The organism is Bacillus sp. TH17 (genome assembly GCF_016651125.1).
Classification (GTDB): Bacteria; Bacillota; Bacilli; order Bacillales; family Bacillaceae_G; genus Bacillus_A; species Bacillus_A mycoides.
The window spans coordinates 207,689-227,058 of sequence record NZ_JAEKEN010000001.1 but is presented as its reverse complement, the minus strand read 5'-3'; the positions used below and the strand labels follow the sequence as shown (position 1 = coordinate 227,058).

The 19,370-nt window shown below is 40.0% G+C and carries 13 protein-coding genes, 16 tRNA genes, 3 rRNA genes and 1 pseudogene; 3 read left to right on the top strand and 30 right to left on the bottom strand.

The window, feature by feature from the left end; all coding sequences use genetic code 11:
* Positions 1-15 precede the first annotated feature (15 nt).
* The 6 genes from queG to JFT95_RS01080 form a co-directional block, all read right to left on the bottom strand.
* Complete coding sequence (gene queG, locus JFT95_RS01105; RefSeq protein WP_002115986.1) at positions 16-1,158, bottom strand: tRNA epoxyqueuosine(34) reductase QueG; 1,143 nt, start codon at positions 1,156-1,158, stop codon at positions 16-18.
* A gap of 199 nt (positions 1,159-1,357) precedes the next feature.
* A tRNA-Gly gene (locus JFT95_RS01100) sits at positions 1,358-1,431 on the bottom strand.
* Between the two features lie 115 nt (positions 1,432-1,546).
* On the bottom strand, positions 1,547-2,200 hold the full coding sequence (locus JFT95_RS01095) for a DsbA family protein (RefSeq protein ID WP_002091101.1): 654 nt from the start codon (positions 2,198-2,200) through the stop codon (positions 1,547-1,549).
* A gap of 186 nt (positions 2,201-2,386) precedes the next feature.
* A complete protein-coding gene (locus tag JFT95_RS01090) occupies positions 2,387-3,163 on the bottom strand; it encodes a transglycosylase domain-containing protein (RefSeq protein WP_002091102.1) in 777 nt (258 codons plus the stop codon).
* A 529-nt stretch (positions 3,164-3,692) separates the two neighbouring features.
* Positions 3,693-4,154: an NUDIX hydrolase gene (locus tag JFT95_RS01085; RefSeq protein ID WP_201051157.1), complete on the bottom strand. Its 462-nt coding sequence runs from the start codon at positions 4,152-4,154 to the stop codon at positions 3,693-3,695.
* Between the two features lie 150 nt (positions 4,155-4,304).
* Positions 4,305-5,024 carry a YebC/PmpR family DNA-binding transcriptional regulator gene (locus JFT95_RS01080; protein ID WP_002113875.1) on the bottom strand — a complete coding sequence of 240 codons (720 nt, stop codon included), beginning with the start codon at positions 5,022-5,024 and terminating at the stop codon, positions 4,305-4,307.
* Positions 5,025-5,685: 661 nt separating this feature from the next.
* On the opposite strand from JFT95_RS01080, the gene JFT95_RS01075 reads away from it, so the two are divergent.
* Positions 5,686-6,006 carry a DUF3884 family protein gene (locus tag JFT95_RS01075; protein ID WP_061675866.1) on the top strand — a complete coding sequence of 107 codons (321 nt, stop codon included), beginning with the start codon at positions 5,686-5,688 and terminating at the stop codon, positions 6,004-6,006.
* A gap of 239 nt (positions 6,007-6,245) precedes the next feature.
* On the opposite strand, the gene JFT95_RS01070 is transcribed toward JFT95_RS01075, so the two are convergent.
* From JFT95_RS01070 to JFT95_RS00985, 18 genes are all read right to left on the bottom strand, one after another.
* Positions 6,246-6,327: transfer RNA gene (locus tag JFT95_RS01070), tRNA-Leu, on the bottom strand.
* Positions 6,328-6,336: 9 nt separating this feature from the next.
* Positions 6,337-6,407, bottom strand: a tRNA-Cys gene (locus JFT95_RS01065).
* Positions 6,408-6,421: 14 nt separating this feature from the next.
* A tRNA-Gly gene (locus tag JFT95_RS01060) sits at positions 6,422-6,496 on the bottom strand.
* Between the two features lie 5 nt (positions 6,497-6,501).
* Positions 6,502-6,576 (bottom strand) — tRNA-Gln (locus tag JFT95_RS01055).
* A gap of 66 nt (positions 6,577-6,642) precedes the next feature.
* A tRNA-His gene (locus tag JFT95_RS01050) sits at positions 6,643-6,718 on the bottom strand.
* A 19-nt stretch (positions 6,719-6,737) separates the two neighbouring features.
* Positions 6,738-6,811 (bottom strand) — tRNA-Trp (locus tag JFT95_RS01045).
* An 8-nt stretch (positions 6,812-6,819) separates the two neighbouring features.
* A tRNA-Tyr gene (locus JFT95_RS01040) sits at positions 6,820-6,903 on the bottom strand.
* A 10-nt stretch (positions 6,904-6,913) separates the two neighbouring features.
* Positions 6,914-6,989: transfer RNA gene (locus tag JFT95_RS01035), tRNA-Thr, on the bottom strand.
* A 14-nt stretch (positions 6,990-7,003) separates the two neighbouring features.
* Positions 7,004-7,079 (bottom strand) — tRNA-Phe (locus JFT95_RS01030).
* 9 nt (positions 7,080-7,088) lie between these two features.
* Positions 7,089-7,164: transfer RNA gene (locus JFT95_RS01025), tRNA-Asp, on the bottom strand.
* A 3-nt stretch (positions 7,165-7,167) separates the two neighbouring features.
* Positions 7,168-7,244, bottom strand: a tRNA-Met gene (locus JFT95_RS01020).
* 22 nt (positions 7,245-7,266) lie between these two features.
* A tRNA-Val gene (locus tag JFT95_RS01015) sits at positions 7,267-7,342 on the bottom strand.
* A gap of 5 nt (positions 7,343-7,347) precedes the next feature.
* Positions 7,348-7,422: transfer RNA gene (locus tag JFT95_RS01010), tRNA-Glu, on the bottom strand.
* A gap of 19 nt (positions 7,423-7,441) precedes the next feature.
* Positions 7,442-7,533: transfer RNA gene (locus JFT95_RS01005), tRNA-Ser, on the bottom strand.
* Positions 7,534-7,535: 2 nt separating this feature from the next.
* A tRNA-Asn gene (locus tag JFT95_RS01000) sits at positions 7,536-7,610 on the bottom strand.
* Between the two features lie 8 nt (positions 7,611-7,618).
* Positions 7,619-7,734: ribosomal RNA gene (gene rrf, locus JFT95_RS00995) — 5S ribosomal RNA — on the bottom strand.
* 100 nt (positions 7,735-7,834) lie between these two features.
* Positions 7,835-10,756, bottom strand: a 23S ribosomal RNA gene (locus JFT95_RS00990).
* Between the two features lie 146 nt (positions 10,757-10,902).
* Positions 10,903-12,454: ribosomal RNA gene (locus JFT95_RS00985) — 16S ribosomal RNA — on the bottom strand.
* Together the 16S, 23S and 5S rRNA genes with 15 tRNA genes alongside form the textbook arrangement of a ribosomal RNA operon.
* 447 nt (positions 12,455-12,901) lie before the next feature.
* Between JFT95_RS00985 and JFT95_RS00980 the strand changes: the two genes are divergently transcribed.
* Entirely contained in the window at positions 12,902-13,258 is a 357-nt protein-coding gene (locus JFT95_RS00980) for a YgzB family protein (RefSeq protein WP_002125074.1), read from the top strand.
* A 203-nt stretch (positions 13,259-13,461) separates the two neighbouring features.
* Here JFT95_RS00980 and perR read toward each other — a convergent pair whose 3' ends face one another.
* The 6 genes and pseudogenes from perR to JFT95_RS00950 form a co-directional block, all read right to left on the bottom strand.
* Positions 13,462-13,890, bottom strand: coding sequence for a peroxide-responsive transcriptional repressor PerR (gene perR / locus JFT95_RS00975; protein ID WP_000237831.1), 429 nt, complete (start codon positions 13,888-13,890; stop codon positions 13,462-13,464).
* Positions 13,891-14,191: 301 nt separating this feature from the next.
* A complete protein-coding gene (gene bcp / locus JFT95_RS00970; protein ID WP_201051155.1) occupies positions 14,192-14,647 on the bottom strand; it encodes a thioredoxin-dependent thiol peroxidase in 456 nt (151 codons plus the stop codon).
* A 44-nt stretch (positions 14,648-14,691) separates the two neighbouring features.
* Positions 14,692-15,096, bottom strand: a complete 405-nt coding sequence (locus JFT95_RS00965) for a potassium channel family protein (RefSeq protein WP_002125072.1) — start codon at positions 15,094-15,096, stop codon at positions 14,692-14,694.
* Between the two features lie 72 nt (positions 15,097-15,168).
* Positions 15,169-15,954: an ABC transporter permease gene (locus JFT95_RS00960; RefSeq protein WP_002125070.1), complete on the bottom strand. Its 786-nt coding sequence runs from the start codon at positions 15,952-15,954 to the stop codon at positions 15,169-15,171.
* Positions 15,955-15,958: 4 nt separating this feature from the next.
* Positions 15,959-16,749 (bottom strand): annotated as a pseudogene (locus JFT95_RS00955) (ABC transporter permease).
* Positions 16,742-17,755 carry an ABC transporter ATP-binding protein gene (locus JFT95_RS00950; RefSeq protein WP_002029644.1) on the bottom strand — a complete coding sequence of 338 codons (1,014 nt, stop codon included), beginning with the start codon at positions 17,753-17,755 and terminating at the stop codon, positions 16,742-16,744. Before JFT95_RS00950 ends, JFT95_RS00955 begins: the two are co-directional and overlap by 8 nt.
* Positions 17,756-17,882: 127 nt before the next feature.
* Between JFT95_RS00950 and hemL the strand changes: the two genes are divergently transcribed.
* Positions 17,883-19,181 (top strand): glutamate-1-semialdehyde-2,1-aminomutase, encoded by a 1,299-nt coding sequence (gene hemL, locus JFT95_RS00945; protein ID WP_002010346.1) that lies wholly within the window; start codon positions 17,883-17,885, stop codon positions 19,179-19,181.
* The last annotated feature ends 189 nt before the right edge of the window (positions 19,182-19,370 follow it).

The window sequence follows — 19,370 nt, the reverse complement described above, 5'->3', positions numbered from 1 at the left end:
AAAGGGAGATATTATCTACTCTTTTTTCTGTGCTAACAATTCAAGTCCACGATTCATTTCATGAAGAACCTCTTCATCTTTCTCACGTTCCATCGCTTTTTCAATCGCTTCTCCTACTCCATCTCCACCAATTTTCCCAAGTGCCCATGCTGCTGTTCCCCGAAGGACTGGTCTTGGATCATCTTTCATAACACCGATTAAATCAGGAATTGCTGCTGTTTCTTTAAAATGCGCAAGTGCTAAAATAGCATTTCGTTGCAATGGTTTTTTACCTCTCCATGAACCAGACATAATTCCATACTTCTCTTTAAAATCACGATTACTAATTGTTAAAAGTGGTGTTAATAACGGTTTAACTAACTCAGGGTCAGGCTCCATTTCAGGATGGTTATGAAAATCCATTCCTTTATTTTTCGGACAAACAGTCTGACACGTATCACATCCATATATACGGTTTCCTATTTTATCGCGATATTCTTCAGGCAGAAACCCTTTTGTCTGTGTTAAAAATGCAATACATTTCTTCGAGTCCAACTGCCCGCCTTGTACTAAAGCACCTGTAGGACAAATATCAATACATTTCGTACAACTTCCACATTGATCTTCTATTGGCCGATCAGGGGGGAATGGAACATTCGTAATCATTTCTCCTAAGTATACATACGAACCAAATTCCGGTGTAATAATAGCGCAGTTCTTACCACTCCATCCAATACCGGCACGCTCTGAAACAGCTCGATCACTTAGCTCCCCTGTATCAACCATTGATTTCACTTCTATATCCGGCAGCTTTTCGATTAAATACGCCTCTAACTTTTGCAAACGATCTCGTAGAACAAGGTGATAATCTTGGCCCCAAGAAGCACGGCAAAAAATCCCACGTCGTTCCCCACGTTTACTTAATGGTGCATTTTTTAATTTTGAAGGGTATGCTAAAGCAATCGCAATAATTGATTTCGCACCAGGTAACAATAGCTGTGGATTCGTTCTCTTCTCTATATCAGGCTCTTCGAATCCAGACTGATAATTCAATTGTTGTTGCTGGATTAGACGCTGCTTTAATTCCTCAAATGGTGAAGCACTGGCAAAACCTATTTTATCTATACCAATCGTTTTACTATACGCAATTACATCTTGCTTTAATTGTTCAAAGTCCATTTTCAATCGCCTCCACCGATGAATCCATCCCTTATGTAACGACTATACTGGTTATCAATTCACTTTTGGATAATATTCTTCACTTCTATTTTCGCATACAATTATGATTTTCAAACATTAAAAAACGCAATGCTTCGTTTATCTTAGAAACGAAACACTGCGTTGATCACAATTTATTAGAAAAACATTAAATAAAATTTGGAGCGGGTGAAGAGAATCGAACTCTCGACCAGAGCTTGGAAGGCTCTTGTTTTACCACTAAACTACACCCGCAAATACGAAAAAAATATAAGATATTGAAATAACTTATGTAAAGTAGTATAGCATGTAAAAAAAATCGAAGCAAGAAATTTATCGAAAAAAGTCGAAAAAGTGATGAGATACCTCATCACTTTTTCAATTCTTTATCAATCGCCTTCTTCATACTATCGAAATCAGGGTTTGCAAGATTCCCATTTATATATACTGAAGGAGCACCTTGAACTTTTAATTTTTGAGCACGATCTGAATCTTTACGTACTTTGTCTTTCATTTCTTTACTGTGTAAATCTTTTTTAAACTGTTCTACATTAATTTTCGGAAGCTTTTCTTTCACAATATTAAGAAGTAATTCTTCTGTAATCCATTCTTCCGTATCTTTCTTTTGATTTTGATAAATCTCATCATAGAAAATCCAGAATGAATCTTGATCTTGTTTATAAATTGCTTCACCGGCAGCTGCACCTAAATCAGAGTCTTTTCCGATAAACGGGAAGTTAATAAAATATAACTGCACTTTACCTTTATCAATATACTCTTCTTTTAATCGTGGTAATACTGTTACATCCCAAGTACGACAAGCTGGACATTTAAAGTCTCCAAATTCAACTACCTTAACTGGAGCATCATCTTTTCCTAAAGATTGTTGCGTAGAATAAGCAAACATCTCATTCCCTTTATCTTTCTTGTCATTTATGATGCTATACACAATCGTCCCGATTACAATCAATACTGCGATAGAAAAAACTATACCAAGAGCCATGAGTTTGTTTGATGATTTCATATACATTCCTCTTTAATTTCATATTCTGTATACATCATTGTACACAATACACATAATATCAATACTTACATAGGTCACGCAATGAACACGCTCACATAAATTACAAAAATACAACGTTTGTGACAATATTGTGTCGCCTTTTGTCACAAATTATTAAAAAAAGAAGCTCCTATGTAGGAACTTCTTTTAACTTACTGCTTTTTCACGGGCATTTTTTAACATGGATTGCTCTGTTTTTATATCATGGCGAATTACTAATTTCTCACTAACTGCTTGCACATATTCATCATGATTTATATACCCTTCTTTCTCCATTAGCCTTAAAACTACATTCCGTCTCTCAACTGCTTTATCATAATTTTGTGCAGGTGAGTAATAAGCCGGTGCTTTTACTATAGCAGCCATCATTGCACTTTCAGCCAGTGTTAATTGATCCACTTTTTTACCGAAGTAAAGGTTTGCTGCTTTTTCAATCCCCCATGCGCCTTCTCCGTAGTAAATATTACTTACATACAATTTTAATATCTCATCCTTTGTGAATGTACGTTCAATCTTTTTCGTATAAAAAATTTCTTTCCACTTACGGGAAAATGTACGTTCATTAGATAAGAAAGCATTTTTAGATAACTGCTGTGTAATCGTGCTTCCTCCTTGCACAACACCACCAGCTTTTATATTTTCAATAGACGCCCTGATAATCGCTATATAGTCTAAACCGTTATGATGATAAAACCTTTTATCTTCCGTCGCAATAAATGCGTGTGTTAATGATTCTGGCACCTCTAACTTAGCGGGTACATGTAATTTACTAATATCACTTCGCTCAATCATTACATTTCCAACGAATAATAATGCAAAACTTAACAATAATAATAATATAATGGCTTTATAAAGAAATTTGGTTAATGGATTTAATGCAACTTTTTGATGATAATTCACTCTAGATAATACTCGTTCTTTCATCTCGAACACCTCTTTTCCACACAGCATATAACTCTTAATTTAAGAATACCTTGTTATAAAAGAATATCCCATCGATTTCTCTTACACCTACCTTACAACATTGTAAGGTGTAAAAATGTATTGTATCACAGTCCCTTTTTATCTACTATTCATATGAAATGTTGAATATACATTTATTTATCACACTATTTATAGGAAGTAGGACTCTCCTTAATTTCACTTTATTCTTTTATTATATCAGTTTATACATTTATACTTTTAAACATCTAGCAATCTAATTATATACGATATATCACCATTATACAGAACGAACGTTCTATAAATCAATACTAGCTTTCGGATTATCTCGCTATTTGTGTGCAGTAAGAATTCTCCCTCAAAACTTGGCTAAAGCTAGGAAATTAGGTGGTAGTCCTGCTTCCTCCACCAATTATTAGCCTACACTTTATTATTGTGACCTTTTTCTGAAACAGTATACATAAAGAAAAGGTTAGCAATTTGAGCTGTCCTCAAATAACTAACCTTTTCTTTACAACCTTCCTATAAGATTATATGGCTGAACTTCCCATGTTTTGTATGGAATAAAATGCATTGCTTTCATCGCATCAAGTGTCCTTGATTTCATATGAGGACGCGTTATATACTCATCAATGTTCTCTTCGTTTAAAGCAACAAATTTAGCCTCTTGTATTTCTTCAGATTGAATTTTTATTTCACCACTAACATATGCTACTTTAAAAACAACAGCTAGAATATGCATAGAAGCATTATAATAAATCCCTGTAACTCCGATAGGCTTCACAGTTAATCCTGTTTCCTCCATTATTTCTCTGCAAACAGCTTGATCGAGCGCTTCCCCTTCTTCTACCTGTCCTCCAGGCATTTCCCACGTATCTGCTCGCCAGTGCACTTTCGTTAAAAGCACCTCATTCTTTTCATTTGTTAAATAACCTGCTACGGCAACAATATGCTTTGGTGTTTTATGCTCCACAGAAATACCTCCTAGAAATATGATTATTTAAAATACAAACCTATAACCATATTCCCTAGCAGCTACAAAATACCTTTAATACTTTACCACCTTAATTAACTCCATAAAAAAAGACCCTATCCGTTAAAGGAAAGGGTCTTCTGTCTTATATTATTCCCCTAAGTCTACGTTGTGGTAAACTTGCTGTACATCTTCTAAATCTTCTAATGCATCAACCATTTTTTCAAATTGTACTTGAGCATCTTCAGGAAGTTCCACATCACTTTGTGCAAGCATTGTTAATTCTGCAACTGTAAATTCTTCAACACCAGCACCTTTAAGTGCAGATTGTACTGAATGGAACTGATCAGGTTCAGCATAAACGATAACAGAATCTTCTTCTTCTAGAATGTCACGTGCATCTACATCTGCTTCCATTAAGATTTCAAGAACTTCATCTGATGTTTTACCTTCAAGACCGATAACAGCTGTCGCATCAAACATGTAAGCGACAGAACCGTTTACACCCATGTTACCACTGTTTTTGCTAAATGCAGCTCGTACATCTGCTGCAGTACGGTTTACGTTATTTGTCAGTGTATCTACAATTACCATAGATCCGTTTGGTCCAAAGCCTTCATAACGAAGCTCGTCATAGTTTTCTTCTGAACCGCCTTTTGCCTTTTCAATCGCACGGTCAATAATTGTTCTTGGCACGTTGTATGTTTTCGCACGTTCTAATACAACTCTTAACGTTTGGTTTGATTCTGGATCTGGCTCGCCTTGTTTTGCTGCCACATAAATTTCACGTCCAAATTTCGCGTATATACGGCTTGTATTTGCATCTTTTGATGCTTTTTTTTCTTTAATATTGTTCCATTTACGGCCCATACTTTCCACTCTCTTTCCCATTTTAAATCTACATAAAAATATTAATATGAAATATAATGTGTATTCAACACATTTTTAAAAGAAATATAAAAAGTTCATTTTTGATTCATATTACAGACATAATATAAATCACTATCATTTTGTTCTTTCGACAAGTTATATTATACATGAATTCCTAAGTTTATTACGAATTTTAGAATCACATAGCATAATTTAACAAAAAAACCTAACATTTCTGTTAGGGTCTTTTTAGGTGACATTTATATAGAGTGCTACCCTTAAAATCCTTTATTTTAAAGCATTTTAAAAATTTTGACCTTCTTTAAACATGATAAATTAAAATGTAACGGAGCCAAAATGGAATCATATTAAATAACTGACACCTTTTATTTTCATTTCTCTCCCTTGATTAAATTTATCATATTTCATTTATTACTGTGATGATTTATTTTATTATTTCTCGCTAAACAATAAGAAACAGGGCAAAGCTGCCATGTCCTTTTAAAGATTTGTTATGTAGTATGTTATGAACTATTCATTATCAAACTAAAGCTATTCCTTTTCATTCCTCTATTAATTCCATAATATTACCATAATTACTTTCTATTGCTGTATAATTAAAATAGGAAAAAATTTGAAGAAAAGATGGGGGAGAGTAATTATGACACATTCAAGTGAGAAAAAAGCACATGGTTTTAAAGGAATAGGAGAGAAGTTAAACCCAACTATCTATCAAGTGAGATTCATGAAATTGGATGGTCCAATTCACTTTGATTCGTTCCCTAAATTAAAGGAATTAGGGGACTGGTTGAGTACTTCAACGCAAATATGGTCGTGTCACTCAACTATGTACAAGTACAACAGAGAAGAGTTTGAAAAGAAGTTTTTCGAAATTACGAAATTACCAGCTGATAATGTGGTAATTTCAACTGGTGGTATCGGATTTAACTTCATGTCACCAGGGTGGAGAGATTCTCTCTAGAGTGCTCGAAAAAATTCTTGTATATGTAATATTCTACTGAAATTTTATAAAAGGATAAAACCGAAAGTTCGGTTTTATCCTTTTAATACTTCATAGTTTCTTCCAACTGTATCTAAAGTTCGTCACTTACTCACCGCACACTACCCCAACGCACTATTAGTGCTTATTTTGTAGTGTGAAGAAAACACAAAAAAACTCTACACAATTAGTGTAGAGCCTTGATGTTACGCCGTTCATGATACCGATGGTCGGGGTCGAACCGACAATCCCGAAGGAACACGATTTTGAGTCGTGCGCGTCTGCCAATTCCGCCACATCGGCATAAAAGAAAGGCGGCAACCGGATTTGAACCGGTGGTAAAGGTTTTGCAGACCTCTGCCTTACCACTTGGCTATGCCGCCATATGAAGTTAAAATGGAGCGGAAGACGGGATTCGAACCCGCGACCCCAACCTTGGCAAGGTTGTATTCTACCACTGAACTACTTCCGCAAAAATGGCTGGGCTAGCTGGATTCGAACCAGCGCATGACGGAGTCAAAGTCCGTTGCCTTACCGCTTGGCTATAGCCCACCGAAGTTTTACTTAATTATATGTAAGTATCCATTAATTTATTTGTAATTTTTTAAAAAATAAAAATGGGGCGACTGATGGGAATTGAACCCACGAATGCCGGAGCCACAATCCGGTGCGTTAACCACTTCGCCACAACCGCCATGTTGTGTTTATATATTTGGCAGGGGCAGTAGGAATTGAACCCACACTGGAGGTTTTGGAGACCTCAGTTCTACCTTTAAACTATGCCCCTATGTAAAATGGTGGAGGGGGGCAGATTCGAACTGCCGAACCCGAAGGAGCGGATTTACAGTCCGCCGCGTTTAGCCACTTCGCTACCCCTCCGAAACTTACATGGTGCCGGCTAGAGGACTTGAACCCCCAACCTACTGATTACAAGTCAGTTGCTCTACCAATTGAGCTAAGCCGGCATATTTTATTAAAATGGTGGCTCGGGACGGAATCGAACCGCCGACACGAGGATTTTCAGTCCTCTGCTCTACCGACTGAGCTACCGAGCCTTATTAAAATGGCGGTCCCGACCGGGGTCGAACCGGCGATCTCCTGCGTGACAGGCAGGCATGTTAACCACTACACCACGGGACCATTTGGTTGCGGGGACAGGATTTGAACCTGCGACCTTCGGGTTATGAGCCCGACGAGCTACCGTACTGCTCCACCCCGCGACAATATTATTCATATAATATATGGTGGAGGATGACGGGATCGAACCGCCGACCCCCTGCTTGTAAGGCAGGTGCTCTCCCAGCTGAGCTAATCCTCCAAAAGTGGTGACCCGTACGGGATTCGAACCCGTGTTACCGCCGTGAAAGGGCGGTGTCTTAACCACTTGACCAACGGGCCAAATATTATAAATTCCTTATGGCGGAGAGCAAGGGATTCGAACCCTTGATACGCTTGTGACGTATACACGATTTCCAATCGTGCTCCTTCGGCCAACTCGGACAGCTCTCCAATGGCTCCGCAGGTAGGAATCGAACCTACGACCGATCGGTTAACAGCCGATAGCTCTACCGCTGAGCTACTGCGGAATAATATTGCCTGGCAACGTCCTACTCTCACAGGGACAAGGTCCCAACTACCATCGGCGCTAGAGAGCTTAACTTCCGTGTTCGGTATGGGAACGGGTGTGACCTCTCTGCCATCATTACCAGACATTATTCTTTTGAGACAATCATTATTATAACTTATTCACCCTGAAAGTCAATAAGTTTTTTATATTCTCTCAAAACTAGATAACGTTGCTTCATATTATATGGTTAAGTCCTCGATCTATTAGTATTCGTCAGCTCCACATGTCACCATGCTTCCACCTCGAACCTATCAACCTGATCATCTTTCAGGGATCTTACTAGCTTACGCTATGGGAAATCTCATCTTGAGGGGGGCTTCATGCTTAGATGCTTTCAGCACTTATCCCTTCCGCACATAGCTACCCAGCTATGCCCTTGGCAGAACAACTGGTACACCAGCGGTGCGTCCATCCCGGTCCTCTCGTACTAAGGACAGCTCCTCTCAAATTTCCTGCGCCCACGACGGATAGGGACCGAACTGTCTCACGACGTTCTGAACCCAGCTCGCGTACCGCTTTAATGGGCGAACAGCCCAACCCTTGGGACCGACTACAGCCCCAGGATGCGATGAGCCGACATCGAGGTGCCAAACCTCCCCGTCGATGTGGACTCTTGGGGGAGATAAGCCTGTTATCCCCGGGGTAGCTTTTATCCGTTGAGCGATGGCCCTTCCATGCGGAACCACCGGATCACTAAGCCCGACTTTCGTCCCTGCTCGACTTGTAGGTCTCGCAGTCAAGCTCCCTTATGCCTTTGCACTCTACGAATGATTTCCAACCATTCTGAGGGAACCTTTGGGCGCCTCCGTTACACTTTAGGAGGCGACCGCCCCAGTCAAACTGCCCACCTGACACTGTCTCCCGGGTCGATAAGACCCGTAGGTTAGAATTTCAATACAGTCAGGGCGGTATCCCACCAGCGCCTCCACCGAAGCTAGCGCTCCGGTTTCAATGGCTCCCGCCTATCCTGTACAAACTGTACCAAAATTCAATATCAGGCTACAGTAAAGCTCCACGGGGTCTTTCCGTCCTGTCGCGGGTAACCTGCATCTTCACAGGTACTATAATTTCACCGAGTCTCTGGTTGAGACAGTGCCCAAATCGTTACACCTTTCGTGCGGGTCGGAACTTACCCGACAAGGAATTTCGCTACCTTAGGACCGTTATAGTTACGGCCGCCGTTTACTGGGGCTTCAGTTCAGAGCTTCGCTTACGCTAACCCCTCTCCTTAACCTTCCAGCACCGGGCAGGTGTCAGCCCCTATACTTCGCCTTACGGCTTCGCAGAGACCTGTGTTTTTGCTAAACAGTCGCTTGGGCCTATTCACTGCGGCTTTCCGTTAAGAAAGCACCCCTTCTCCCGAAGTTACGGGGTCATTTTGCCGAGTTCCTTAACCAGAGTTCTCTCGCACACCTTAGGATTCTCTCCTCGCCTACCTGTGTCGGTTTGCGGTACAGGCACCTTTTATCTCGCTAGAAGCTTTTCTTGGCAGCGGGGAATCAAAGACTTCGCTCCATAAGGAGCTTCCCCATCACAGCTCAGCCTTCACGATAAGCGGATTTGCCTACTTATCAGCCTAACTGCTTGGACGTGCACAACCAATCGCACGCTTCTTCTATCCTTCTGCGTCCCTCCATTGCTCAAACGATAAAGAGGTGGTACAGGAATATCAACCTGTTGTCCATCGCCTACGCCTGTCGGCCTCGGCTTAGGTCCTGACTAACCCTGAGCGGACGAGCCTTCCTCAGGAAACCTTAGGCATTCGGTGGACGGGATTCTCACCCGTCTTTCGCTACTCATACCGGCATTCTCACTTCTAAGCGCTCCACCAGTCCTTCCGGTCTGACTTCACTGCACTTAGAACGCTCCCCTACCACTGATACCATTGGTATCAATTCGCAGCTTCGGTGGTGTATTTAGCCCCGGTACATTTTCGGCGCAGAGTCACTCGACTAGTGAGCTATTACGCACTCTTTAAATGGTGGCTGCTTCTGAGCCAACATCCTAGTTGTCTAAGCAACTCCACATCCTTTTCCACTTAATACACACTTTGGGACCTTAGCTGGCGATCTGGGCTGTTTCCCTCTTGACTACGGATCTTATCACTCGCAGTCTGACTCCTAAGGATAAGTCATTGGCATTCGGAGTTTGACTGAATTCGGTAATCCGATGAGGACCCCTAGTTCAATCAGTGCTCTACCTCCAAGACTCTTACACTTAAGGCTAGCCCTAAAGCTATTTCGGGGAGAACCAGCTATCTCCAGGTTCGATTGGAATTTCTCCGCTACCCACACCTCATCCCCGCACTTTTCAACGTGCGTGGGTTCGGGCCTCCATTCAGTGTTACCTGAACTTCACCCTGGACATGGGTAGATCACCTGGTTTCGGGTCTACGACCACGTACTAAACGCCCTATTCAGACTCGCTTTCGCTGCGGCTCCGCCTCTTCAGCTTAACCTTGCACGGGATCGTAACTCGCCGGTTCATTCTACAAAAGGCACGCCATCACCCATTAACGGGCTCTGACTATTTGTAGGCACACGGTTTCAGGATCTCTTTCACTCCCCTTCCGGGGTACTTTTCACCTTTCCCTCACGGTACTGGTTCACTATCGATCACTAGGGAGTATTTAGCCTTGGGAGATGGTCCTCCCAGATTCCGACGGAATTTCACGTGTTCCGCCGTACTCAGGATACATTCAAGAGAGAACGAAGTTTCGACTACGGGGTTATTACCCTCTGTGACGGACCTTTCCAGGTCGCTTCGTCTACCTCGTTCCTTTGTAACTCCGTATAGAATGTCCTACAACCCCAAGAGGCAAGCCTCTTGGTTTGGGCTAGATTCCGTTTCGCTCGCCGCTACTCAGGAAATCGCATTTGCTTTCTCTTCCTCCAGGTACTTAGATGTTTCAGTTCCCTGGGTCTGTCTTCCATACCCTATGTATTCAGGTAAGGATACCATACCATTACGTATAGTGGGTTTCCCCATTCGGAAATCTTCGGATCAAAGCTTACTTACAGCTCCCCGAAGCATATCGGCGTTAGTCCCGTCCTTCATCGACTCCTAGTGTCAAGGCATCCACCGTGCGCCCTTTCTAACTTAACCAAACTAAAATTAAAAAAATATGAGCTACACTGTTATCTAGTTTTCAAAGAACATACATTTAAACTTGAGAGATAGTTCTCTCAAAACTGAACGAAACAAAACAAGTCAACGTTTATTGATGAACTGCGTTCATCAATTCTCCATAGAAAGGAGGTGATCCAGCCGCACCTTCCGATACGGCTACCTTGTTACGACTTCACCCCAATCATCTGTCCCACCTTAGGCGGCTGGCTCCATAAAGGTTACCCCACCGACTTCGGGTGTTACAAACTCTCGTGGTGTGACGGGCGGTGTGTACAAGGCCCGGGAACGTATTCACCGCGGCATGCTGATCCGCGATTACTAGCGATTCCAGCTTCATGTAGGCGAGTTGCAGCCTACAATCCGAACTGAGAACGGTTTTATGAGATTAGCTCCACCTCGCGGTCTTGCAGCTCTTTGTACCGTCCATTGTAGCACGTGTGTAGCCCAGGTCATAAGGGGCATGATGATTTGACGTCATCCCCACCTTCCTCCGGTTTGTCACCGGCAGTCACCTTAGAGTGCCCAACTTAATGATGGCAACTAAGATCAAGGGTTGCGCTCGTTGCGGGACTTAACCCAACATCTCACGACACGAGCTGACGACAACCATGCACCACCTGTCACTCTGCTCCCGAAGGAGAAGCTCTATCTCTAGAGTTTTCAGAGGATGTCAAGACCTGGTAAGGTTCTTCGCGTTGCTTCGAATTAAACCACATGCTCCACCGCTTGTGCGGGCCCCCGTCAATTCCTTTGAGTTTCAGCCTTGCGGCCGTACTCCCCAGGCGGAGTGCTTAATGCGTTAACTTCAGCACTAAAGGGCGGAAACCCTCTAACACTTAGCACTCATCGTTTACGGCGTGGACTACCAGGGTATCTAATCCTGTTTGCTCCCCACGCTTTCGCGCCTCAGTGTCAGTTACAGACCAGAAAGTCGCCTTCGCCACTGGTGTTCCTCCATATCTCTACGCATTTCACCGCTACACATGGAATTCCACTTTCCTCTTCTGCACTCAAGTCTCCCAGTTTCCAATGACCCTCCACGGTTGAGCCGTGGGCTTTCACATCAGACTTAAGAAACCACCTGCGCGCGCTTTACGCCCAATAATTCCGGATAACGCTTGCCACCTACGTATTACCGCGGCTGCTGGCACGTAGTTAGCCGTGGCTTTCTGGTTAGGTACCGTCAAGGTGCCAGCTTATTCAACTAGCACTTGTTCTTCCCTAACAACAGAGTTTTACGACCCGAAAGCCTTCATCACTCACGCGGCGTTGCTCCGTCAGACTTTCGTCCATTGCGGAAGATTCCCTACTGCTGCCTCCCGTAGGAGTCTGGGCCGTGTCTCAGTCCCAGTGTGGCCGATCACCCTCTCAGGTCGGCTACGCATCGTCGCCTTGGTGAGCCGTTACCTCACCAACTAGCTAATGCGACGCGGGTCCATCCATAAGTGACAGCCGAAGCCGCCTTTCAATTTCGAACTATGCAGTTCAAAATATTATCCGGTATTAGCCCCGGTTTCCCGGAGTTATCCCAGTCTTATGGGTAGGTTACCCACGTGTTACTCACCCGTCCGCCGCTAACTTCATAAGAGCAAGCTCTTAATCCATCCGCTCGACTTGCATGTATTAGGCACGCCGCCAGCGTTCATCCTGAGCCAGGATCAAACTCTCCAATAAAGTTAGTTTGTCTAGCATCTAAAAATAAAAATTGACGTTCACGTTGTTTGTTTCGTTCAGTTTTCAAAGAACTACTTCGCCGCTCAATTGCGACTTCCTTATGTTAACATCTTCGTTTTTCGATGTCAACTAAGTTTTTCAAATTTCTTTTTTGTCGTTTACTGCGTTTCCGCATCAGCGACGTTTATTAATATATCACGCAGTATATATAGGGTCAATACTTTTTCCGAAAAAATTTCACATCCCGTTAAAAAACTAAATTAACTATAGAAAAAAATTACTACTCCTCTTTTATAGACATGCTCCTTCCACCTAATCTCTTTCTGTATTGCATCTTAAAAGAAAGCACTACTGTTCTTTAATAAGTGATAAATTTAATCATCACCTTCGTTTTCGTAAAATATTCTAAATTTTGTGTTATATTATTCCTATAGGAGTGTGGTGGGAATGGGTATTAAATATTCGAACAAAATTAATAAAATCCGAACCTTTGCATTGAGTTTAGTATTTATCGGCCTCTTCATTGCATACTTAGGTGTCTTTTTTCGCGAAAACATCATTATTATGACAACCTTTATGATGGTTGGTTTTTTAGCTGTCATCGCTAGCACTGTTGTTTACTTTTGGATTGGTATGTTATCTACAAAAACGATACAAATTATTTGTCCAAGCTGCGATAAACCGACCAAAATGCTCGGTCGTGTCGACGCATGTATGCATTGCAATCAACCTTTAACACTTGATCGAAATCTAGAAGGAAAAGAATTTGATGAGAAATATAATAAGAAGAGTTATAAATCATAGGTATATGGAGCTTACAAAACTAAAGAAGTTTCATCTCATTAAAAAGGTGATTTCTTAACTAAGAAATCACCTCTTGTATTTGTTCTTATTAAATTTGATTCTTCACTTAACATTTTAAATCCTCATGAGTCTAACACGATTCCCATATATAATAAAGAAAGAGGTCGACGTATAGCCGTCAGCCTCTTTCTTTTTATTATATATTACGCCTTATGACACTCTGGACAAACGCCATAAATTTCTAAGCGATGACTATTAATAACGAAGCCTGTCGTTTTTGCAGCTTCCTCTTCAAGCTGTTCCAATCCTCCATAAGGAAAATCAACAATCTTACCACATTTTTCGCAAATCACATGATAATGTTGACTTGTAACATAATCAAATCTACTTGAAGCATCCCCATAAGTTAATTCCTTTACAAGTCCAACTTCTTTAAACACACGTAAGTTATTATAGACAGTTGCAACACTCATATTTGGAAACTTACCTTCTAATGCTTTATAAATGTCATCCGCTGTTGGGTGCGTCATAGATTCCACAAGGTACTCTAAAATAGCATGACGCTGTGGAGTAATGCGTACACCCGTATTTTTCAGCATTTCTAGCGCTTCTTTTAATTCTTCTTTGACCACCGTCATGCACCCCGATTCTATACGGATTATTATTTTATAATTCTTATAAAGAGTGTACTCTTTTTCTTATAAATCGTCAATATTTCTACTATAAGTATGTGGTTTATTTTCGTATATAGCCTTATTCTTATGTATCTTCCCCCATTCCCTATACATTTACATAGAAAAAAGTGCGACATAATCGCACTTGGAATACAATCATCTGAGGAGGTATGCCCTACACTTTCACTTTATGTATCGCAAGAAAATATGTATAGACGCATGCCTTACATATGTATTTTTTCTCCTCATTAATATAGATTTATTTTATATAAGAAAGAACATCCTCAATATGCCCTTTCACTTTCACTTTACGCCACTCATTTACAAGCTCACCGTCTTTATTAATAAGGAATGTAGAACGCTCAATTCCCATGTACTCTTTTCCGAAGTTCTTTTTCAGCTTCCAAACATCGTACAATTCTGCTACTTTATGATCTTCGTCTACTAAAAGTACAAATGGAAGCTCATGCTTCTCAATGAATTTCATATGTCTATTTGCTGAATCTGGACTTACACCAAGTATAACCGTATCCTTCTCTTGAAATAATCCATATGCATCACGAAAATCACATGCTTCAGTTGTACATCCCGGAGTCATATCTTTCGGATAAAAATATAGGACTACATTTTTACCGCGAAAGTCTGCTAAGCGAATTTGTTCTCCGGTACTTCCTTCTAATGTAAATTCTGGTGCCATTTCTCCTACTGTAATCATTGTTATCACTCCTTCTCTTTTCTTTTACTATATCAAATGCGACCTTATTTTTCATTGTCTATTACAGATCTCATCACAAAGGCAAACGGTAATGTATATCCAATTAGCGCTTCTCCAATTGCAATCCATCTTCCGATTCCAATCGGAGCTATATCACCATATCCAACGGACAATAAAGTAACCGCGCTAAAATATAAACATATTTCAACGAGCTGAAAGGAATGAGCACTTAACCTATCCCCATCTTCTTTCAAAACTGCAAAACCCATTTCCTCTAGCACAACATAACTTAATCCAAACGCAATCAGTACCGTTGTATAAATCAAAAACAACGTAGCTAAATTGTACAGCGAAAAGAAACGATTGGAATTTGAATATGAACTCCATAATAATTGGACACTTCTCAAAATAGCGATTGCTGCAATTAATAGAATAAATCCCCATAACATGTCCTCCACCTCGTTTTATATGTATGAGGACTGTAGCTGATTTATCCCTTAGAAACGAACAAGCTTCTATAATTAATTTCCTGCACCACGATATCGTTTAACCCCTTGATTCCAGAGGGTAATTGCAATAGTAAAACAGATAACACCAACAATTGGAGTTGCGAAAGCATAGCTATTCCACTCTGTTTTTCTTAAAAAGTATGCTGCTGGATATACCCCAACAAATGCAAACGGTAAAACAAACGTTAAAACAAAGCGAATAACACGATTATAAATATCAACAGGGTAGCGTCCATAATTCCCTATGTTATACATAAGCGGCATAATGGAACTTTTCGCATCCGACCAAAAGCCAAAACTTGCAAGCGTAACAAATATCCCGCCGTACACAAGTGCCCCTCCCCCTACCATGAGTAGGAATAAGAAGAAATCATACCAGTAAAAAGATAATTGCAGCTCCATTGCTGCATAACCCATCACAATAATCCCCGTAATAGCTCCAATTAAAGATTCAAGTTCCATTCTTTCTAATATAATTTGAAATAAACTATGAATCGGTCTCGTTAATATACGGTCCATTTCTCCTTTAATAATGTAACGATCATTAAAGTCCCATATATTAAAGAAAGCTGAAAAAATGGCAAACGGTACTAAAAAGAACCCATAAATAAAGATCACTTCTTCTCGGCTCCACCCTTTTAGTGCTTGGGTATGCCCAAACACAACGAGAATGAAGATTAAATTAACAGCTTGTAGTGATAAATCTGAAAGTAATCCGACGATAAAATCGCCACGATACTCCAATTTTGTTTTTATATATTGACTTGCATATTGCAAAAATAATTTTATATATATCATCTCGTCATCCCCCTTGTACGATTAGACGTTTTCTCGCCGTTTTCCACATCAGTACAATTGGAATAATAAGTATAATTGCCCAAATCACTTGAAATAATAAAGCTTCATATAACTTATTTCCTTGTATACCTTCAGAGAAAATCATACTCGGAATATAACTAATTGCTTGAAACGGTAAAAACACCATTGCTTTTGGGCCCATAACGGATAAAAACTAATCGGTAATAATAAACCAGAAAATAAATCGATAACAACACGTTTCGCATACATAATTCCACTATTATTAAATAAGAAGAATGTAAGCATTCCTGTCATTAAATTTATTTGTGTATTAATGATAAAACTAAATATTAAAGATAAGAAGAAATATAACCACGTTTGAAAATTTGTTGTAATTTGTAATGAAAATAATAACGTAACAATAACCATACCCGGAATTGAAAAGAAAGCAAAACGAAATATCCCTTCTCCAAGCCCTTGCATAACTTTCATACCTAAATAGTTATATGGACGAATTAGCTCTACCGCCACACGTCCTTCTTGAATTTCCATCGCAATTTCTCTATCTATATTATTGAAATAAAAAGCGCGTGCCATCCATGCGATCGCAATATACGTAGTCATTTGCGAAATAGATAAACTTTCAATATTCTCTTTCCCGCTATAAATTGCTTGCCATAAAAAATAATACGCACCAATGTTAATCGTATAAATTAAAATCCCGCTGTAATAATTTGTACGATAAGCAAGCATCATTAAAAAGCGAATCCGAATCATTTCAATATACTTACCCATGCATAATACCTTCTTCATAAATGTTACGAATAATTTCCTCTGTAGACACTTCGTTAATTTTCAAATCTTTAATTTGAAAGGCTTGTACTACTTTAGAAATCAACATAGAAATGATAACTTCTTCATTCGGTATTTTTGCAACCCATGCGTTTTCTTCTTTCGTTTTTGACCAAACAACATGACTATCCGGCATAACCATTGATAACTCCTGGTATGAAACTGGGGCAACAAACTGAAAATGTATTTCCTTCTCTACTCCCCACTGCGTACGAAGATTATCTAAAGATCCGTCATACATAATATTCCCTTCATCAAGCATGATGACGCGTTCACATAAAGCTTCAATATCAGTAATATCATGTGTCGTTAATAAAATTGTTGTTTTATAACGTTCATTCATCTCTTTTAAGAATTCTCGTATTTTCAATTTCACAAGAACATCTAGTCCAATTGTTGGCTCATCTAAAAATAATAACGGCGGATTATGAATTAACGCCGCTGCCAATTCACAACGCATTCTTTGACCAAGAGATAATTTCCGTACCGGTTTATCTAATAAAGGACCGATATCTAACGTTTCAATAACATGTTCCATATGTTCCTTATACTGAGCGTCTGATACACCGTACACTTTCTTCAATAAACGAAATGATTCTTGTACAGCAATATCCCACCAAAGCTGGGAACGCTGACCAAACACAACGCCGATTGTTCTTACAAATTCTTCTCTCTGTTTGTGTGGATTCATTCCATTCACTGTAATTTGTCCTGATGTCGGAGTCAAAATCCCTGTAAGCATTTTAATCGTCGTTGATTTACCAGCACCATTCTCACCAATATAACCAACCATTTCACCTTGCTTTACAGTAAAAGAAACATCATTTACTGCTGGTACTATTTTATAATTACGATTTAATAAATCGCGAAATGCACCCTTTAATCCCGGACGACTTGAATAAGCTGTAAACTCTTTACGTAACCCTTGTACCTCAATTACCGATTTCATAATCGGACCCCCTTCCTAAATGTCACAACGAATAGTTTACCCAACTGCTCCTTCTATCACAAACAATACGTCTTTTCAAAAAACATGTTAGAATAATACATAGATTTTTGTAAGGAGATGAATTGTAGTGAATTTCACAAAATCAGAAGCGTTACATAAAGAAGCTTTAGAACATATCGTTGGTGGTGTTAATAGTCCTTCCCGTTCTTTTAAAGCAGTTGGAGGCGGTTCTCCTGTTGCAATGGAACGCGGAAAAGGTGCTTATTTCTGGGATGTAGATGGAAATAAATATATCGACTATTTAGCAGCGTATGGCCCTATTATTACTGGACATGCTCACCCACACGTGACAGAAGCAATTAAAACAGCGGCTGAAAACGGCGTACTATACGGTACTCCAACAGCATTAGAAGTAAAATTCGCAAAAATGTTAAAAGAAGCAATGCCCGCTTTAGATAAAGTTCGCTTCGTGAACTCTGGTACAGAATCCGTTATGACAACCATTCGTGTTGCTCGTGCTTACACTGGCCGCACAAAAATTATGAAATTCGCTGGTTGTTACCACGGTCATTCCGATTTAGTACTTGTAGCAGCTGGCTCTGGTCCTTCTACTCTTGGAATTCCTGATTCAGCGGGTGTGCCACAAAGTATCGCTCAAGAAGTTATTACTGTTCCGTTTAATAATGTAGAAACTTTAAAAGAAGCGTTAGATAAATGGGGACATGAAGTAGCAGCTATCCTTGTAGAGCCAATCGTTGGAAACTTCGGTATTGTTGAGCCAAAACCTGGCTTCCTTGAAAAAGTTAATGAACTTGTTCACGAAGCTGGTGCACTAGTAATTTATGATGAAGTTATTACTGCTTTCCGCTTTATGTATGGCGGCGCTCAAGACTTACTTGGCGTAACCCCAGATTTAACAGCACTTGGTAAAGTTATCGGCGGTGGACTTCCAATTGGTGCTTACGGTGGTAAGAAAGAAATTATGGAACAAGTTGCACCGCTCGGTCCTGCATACCAAGCTGGTACAATGGCTGGGAACCCTGCTTCTATGGCATCAGGGATTGCCTGCCTAGAAGTACTTCAACAAGAAGGCGTATACGAGAAATTAGATGCACTTGGCGCAATGCTTGAAAAAGGAATTTTAGATCAAGCTACAAAACATAACATCGATATTACAGTAAACCGTCTAAAGGGTGCATTAACTGTATACTTCACAACAAATACAATTGAAGATTACGATGCAGCCAAAAATACAGATGGTGAAATGTTCGGTAGATTCTTCAAGCTGATGCTTCAAGAAGGTATTAATTTAGCACCTTCTAAATATGAAGCATGGTTCTTAACGACAGAACATACAAAAGAAGATATCGAATATACAATTGAAGCTGTTGGCAGAGCATTTTCTACCCTAGCGAACAATAAATAATCTCTTCATTACAAAAGGAAAAAAGAAAGCCCATCTTTCTTTTTTCCTTTTTTCTATTTCATAAATCCCTCATTAATAGTATAATTATTCATAATTATCTGTTTTATATTCTTTTATATCCTTACTATCCATGTATACAAGGCAGTTCACGCCTTAAATAGTAAGATTATTCATAATTCATTTTCCAGA

Excerpts from the sequence above, each read along its gene's own strand:
- queG (WP_002115986.1), bottom strand. The coding sequence starts at position 1,158 with ATGGACTTTGAACAATTAAAGCAAGATGTAATTGCGTATAGTAAAACG.
- JFT95_RS01095 (WP_002091101.1), bottom strand. The coding sequence starts at position 2,200 with ATGAAATCATCAAACAAACTCATGGCTCTTGGTATAGTTTTTTCTATC.
- JFT95_RS01090 (WP_002091102.1), bottom strand. The coding sequence starts at position 3,163 with ATGAAAGAACGAGTATTATCTAGAGTGAATTATCATCAAAAAGTTGCA.
- JFT95_RS01080 (WP_002113875.1), bottom strand. The coding sequence starts at position 5,024 with ATGGGCCGTAAATGGAACAATATTAAAGAAAAAAAAGCATCAAAAGAT.
- JFT95_RS01075 (WP_061675866.1), top strand. The coding sequence starts at position 5,686 with ATGACACATTCAAGTGAGAAAAAAGCACATGGTTTTAAAGGAATAGGA.
- JFT95_RS00980 (WP_002125074.1), top strand. The coding sequence starts at position 12,902 with ATGGGTATTAAATATTCGAACAAAATTAATAAAATCCGAACCTTTGCA.
- bcp (WP_201051155.1), bottom strand. The coding sequence starts at position 14,647 with ATGATTACAGTAGGAGAAATGGCACCAGAATTTACATTAGAAGGAAGT.
- JFT95_RS00965 (WP_002125072.1), bottom strand. The coding sequence starts at position 15,096 with ATGTTATGGGGATTTATTCTATTAATTGCAGCAATCGCTATTTTGAGA.
- JFT95_RS00960 (WP_002125070.1), bottom strand. The coding sequence starts at position 15,954 with ATGATATATATAAAATTATTTTTGCAATATGCAAGTCAATATATAAAA.
- JFT95_RS00950 (WP_002029644.1), bottom strand. The coding sequence starts at position 17,755 with ATGAAATCGGTAATTGAGGTACAAGGGTTACGTAAAGAGTTTACAGCT.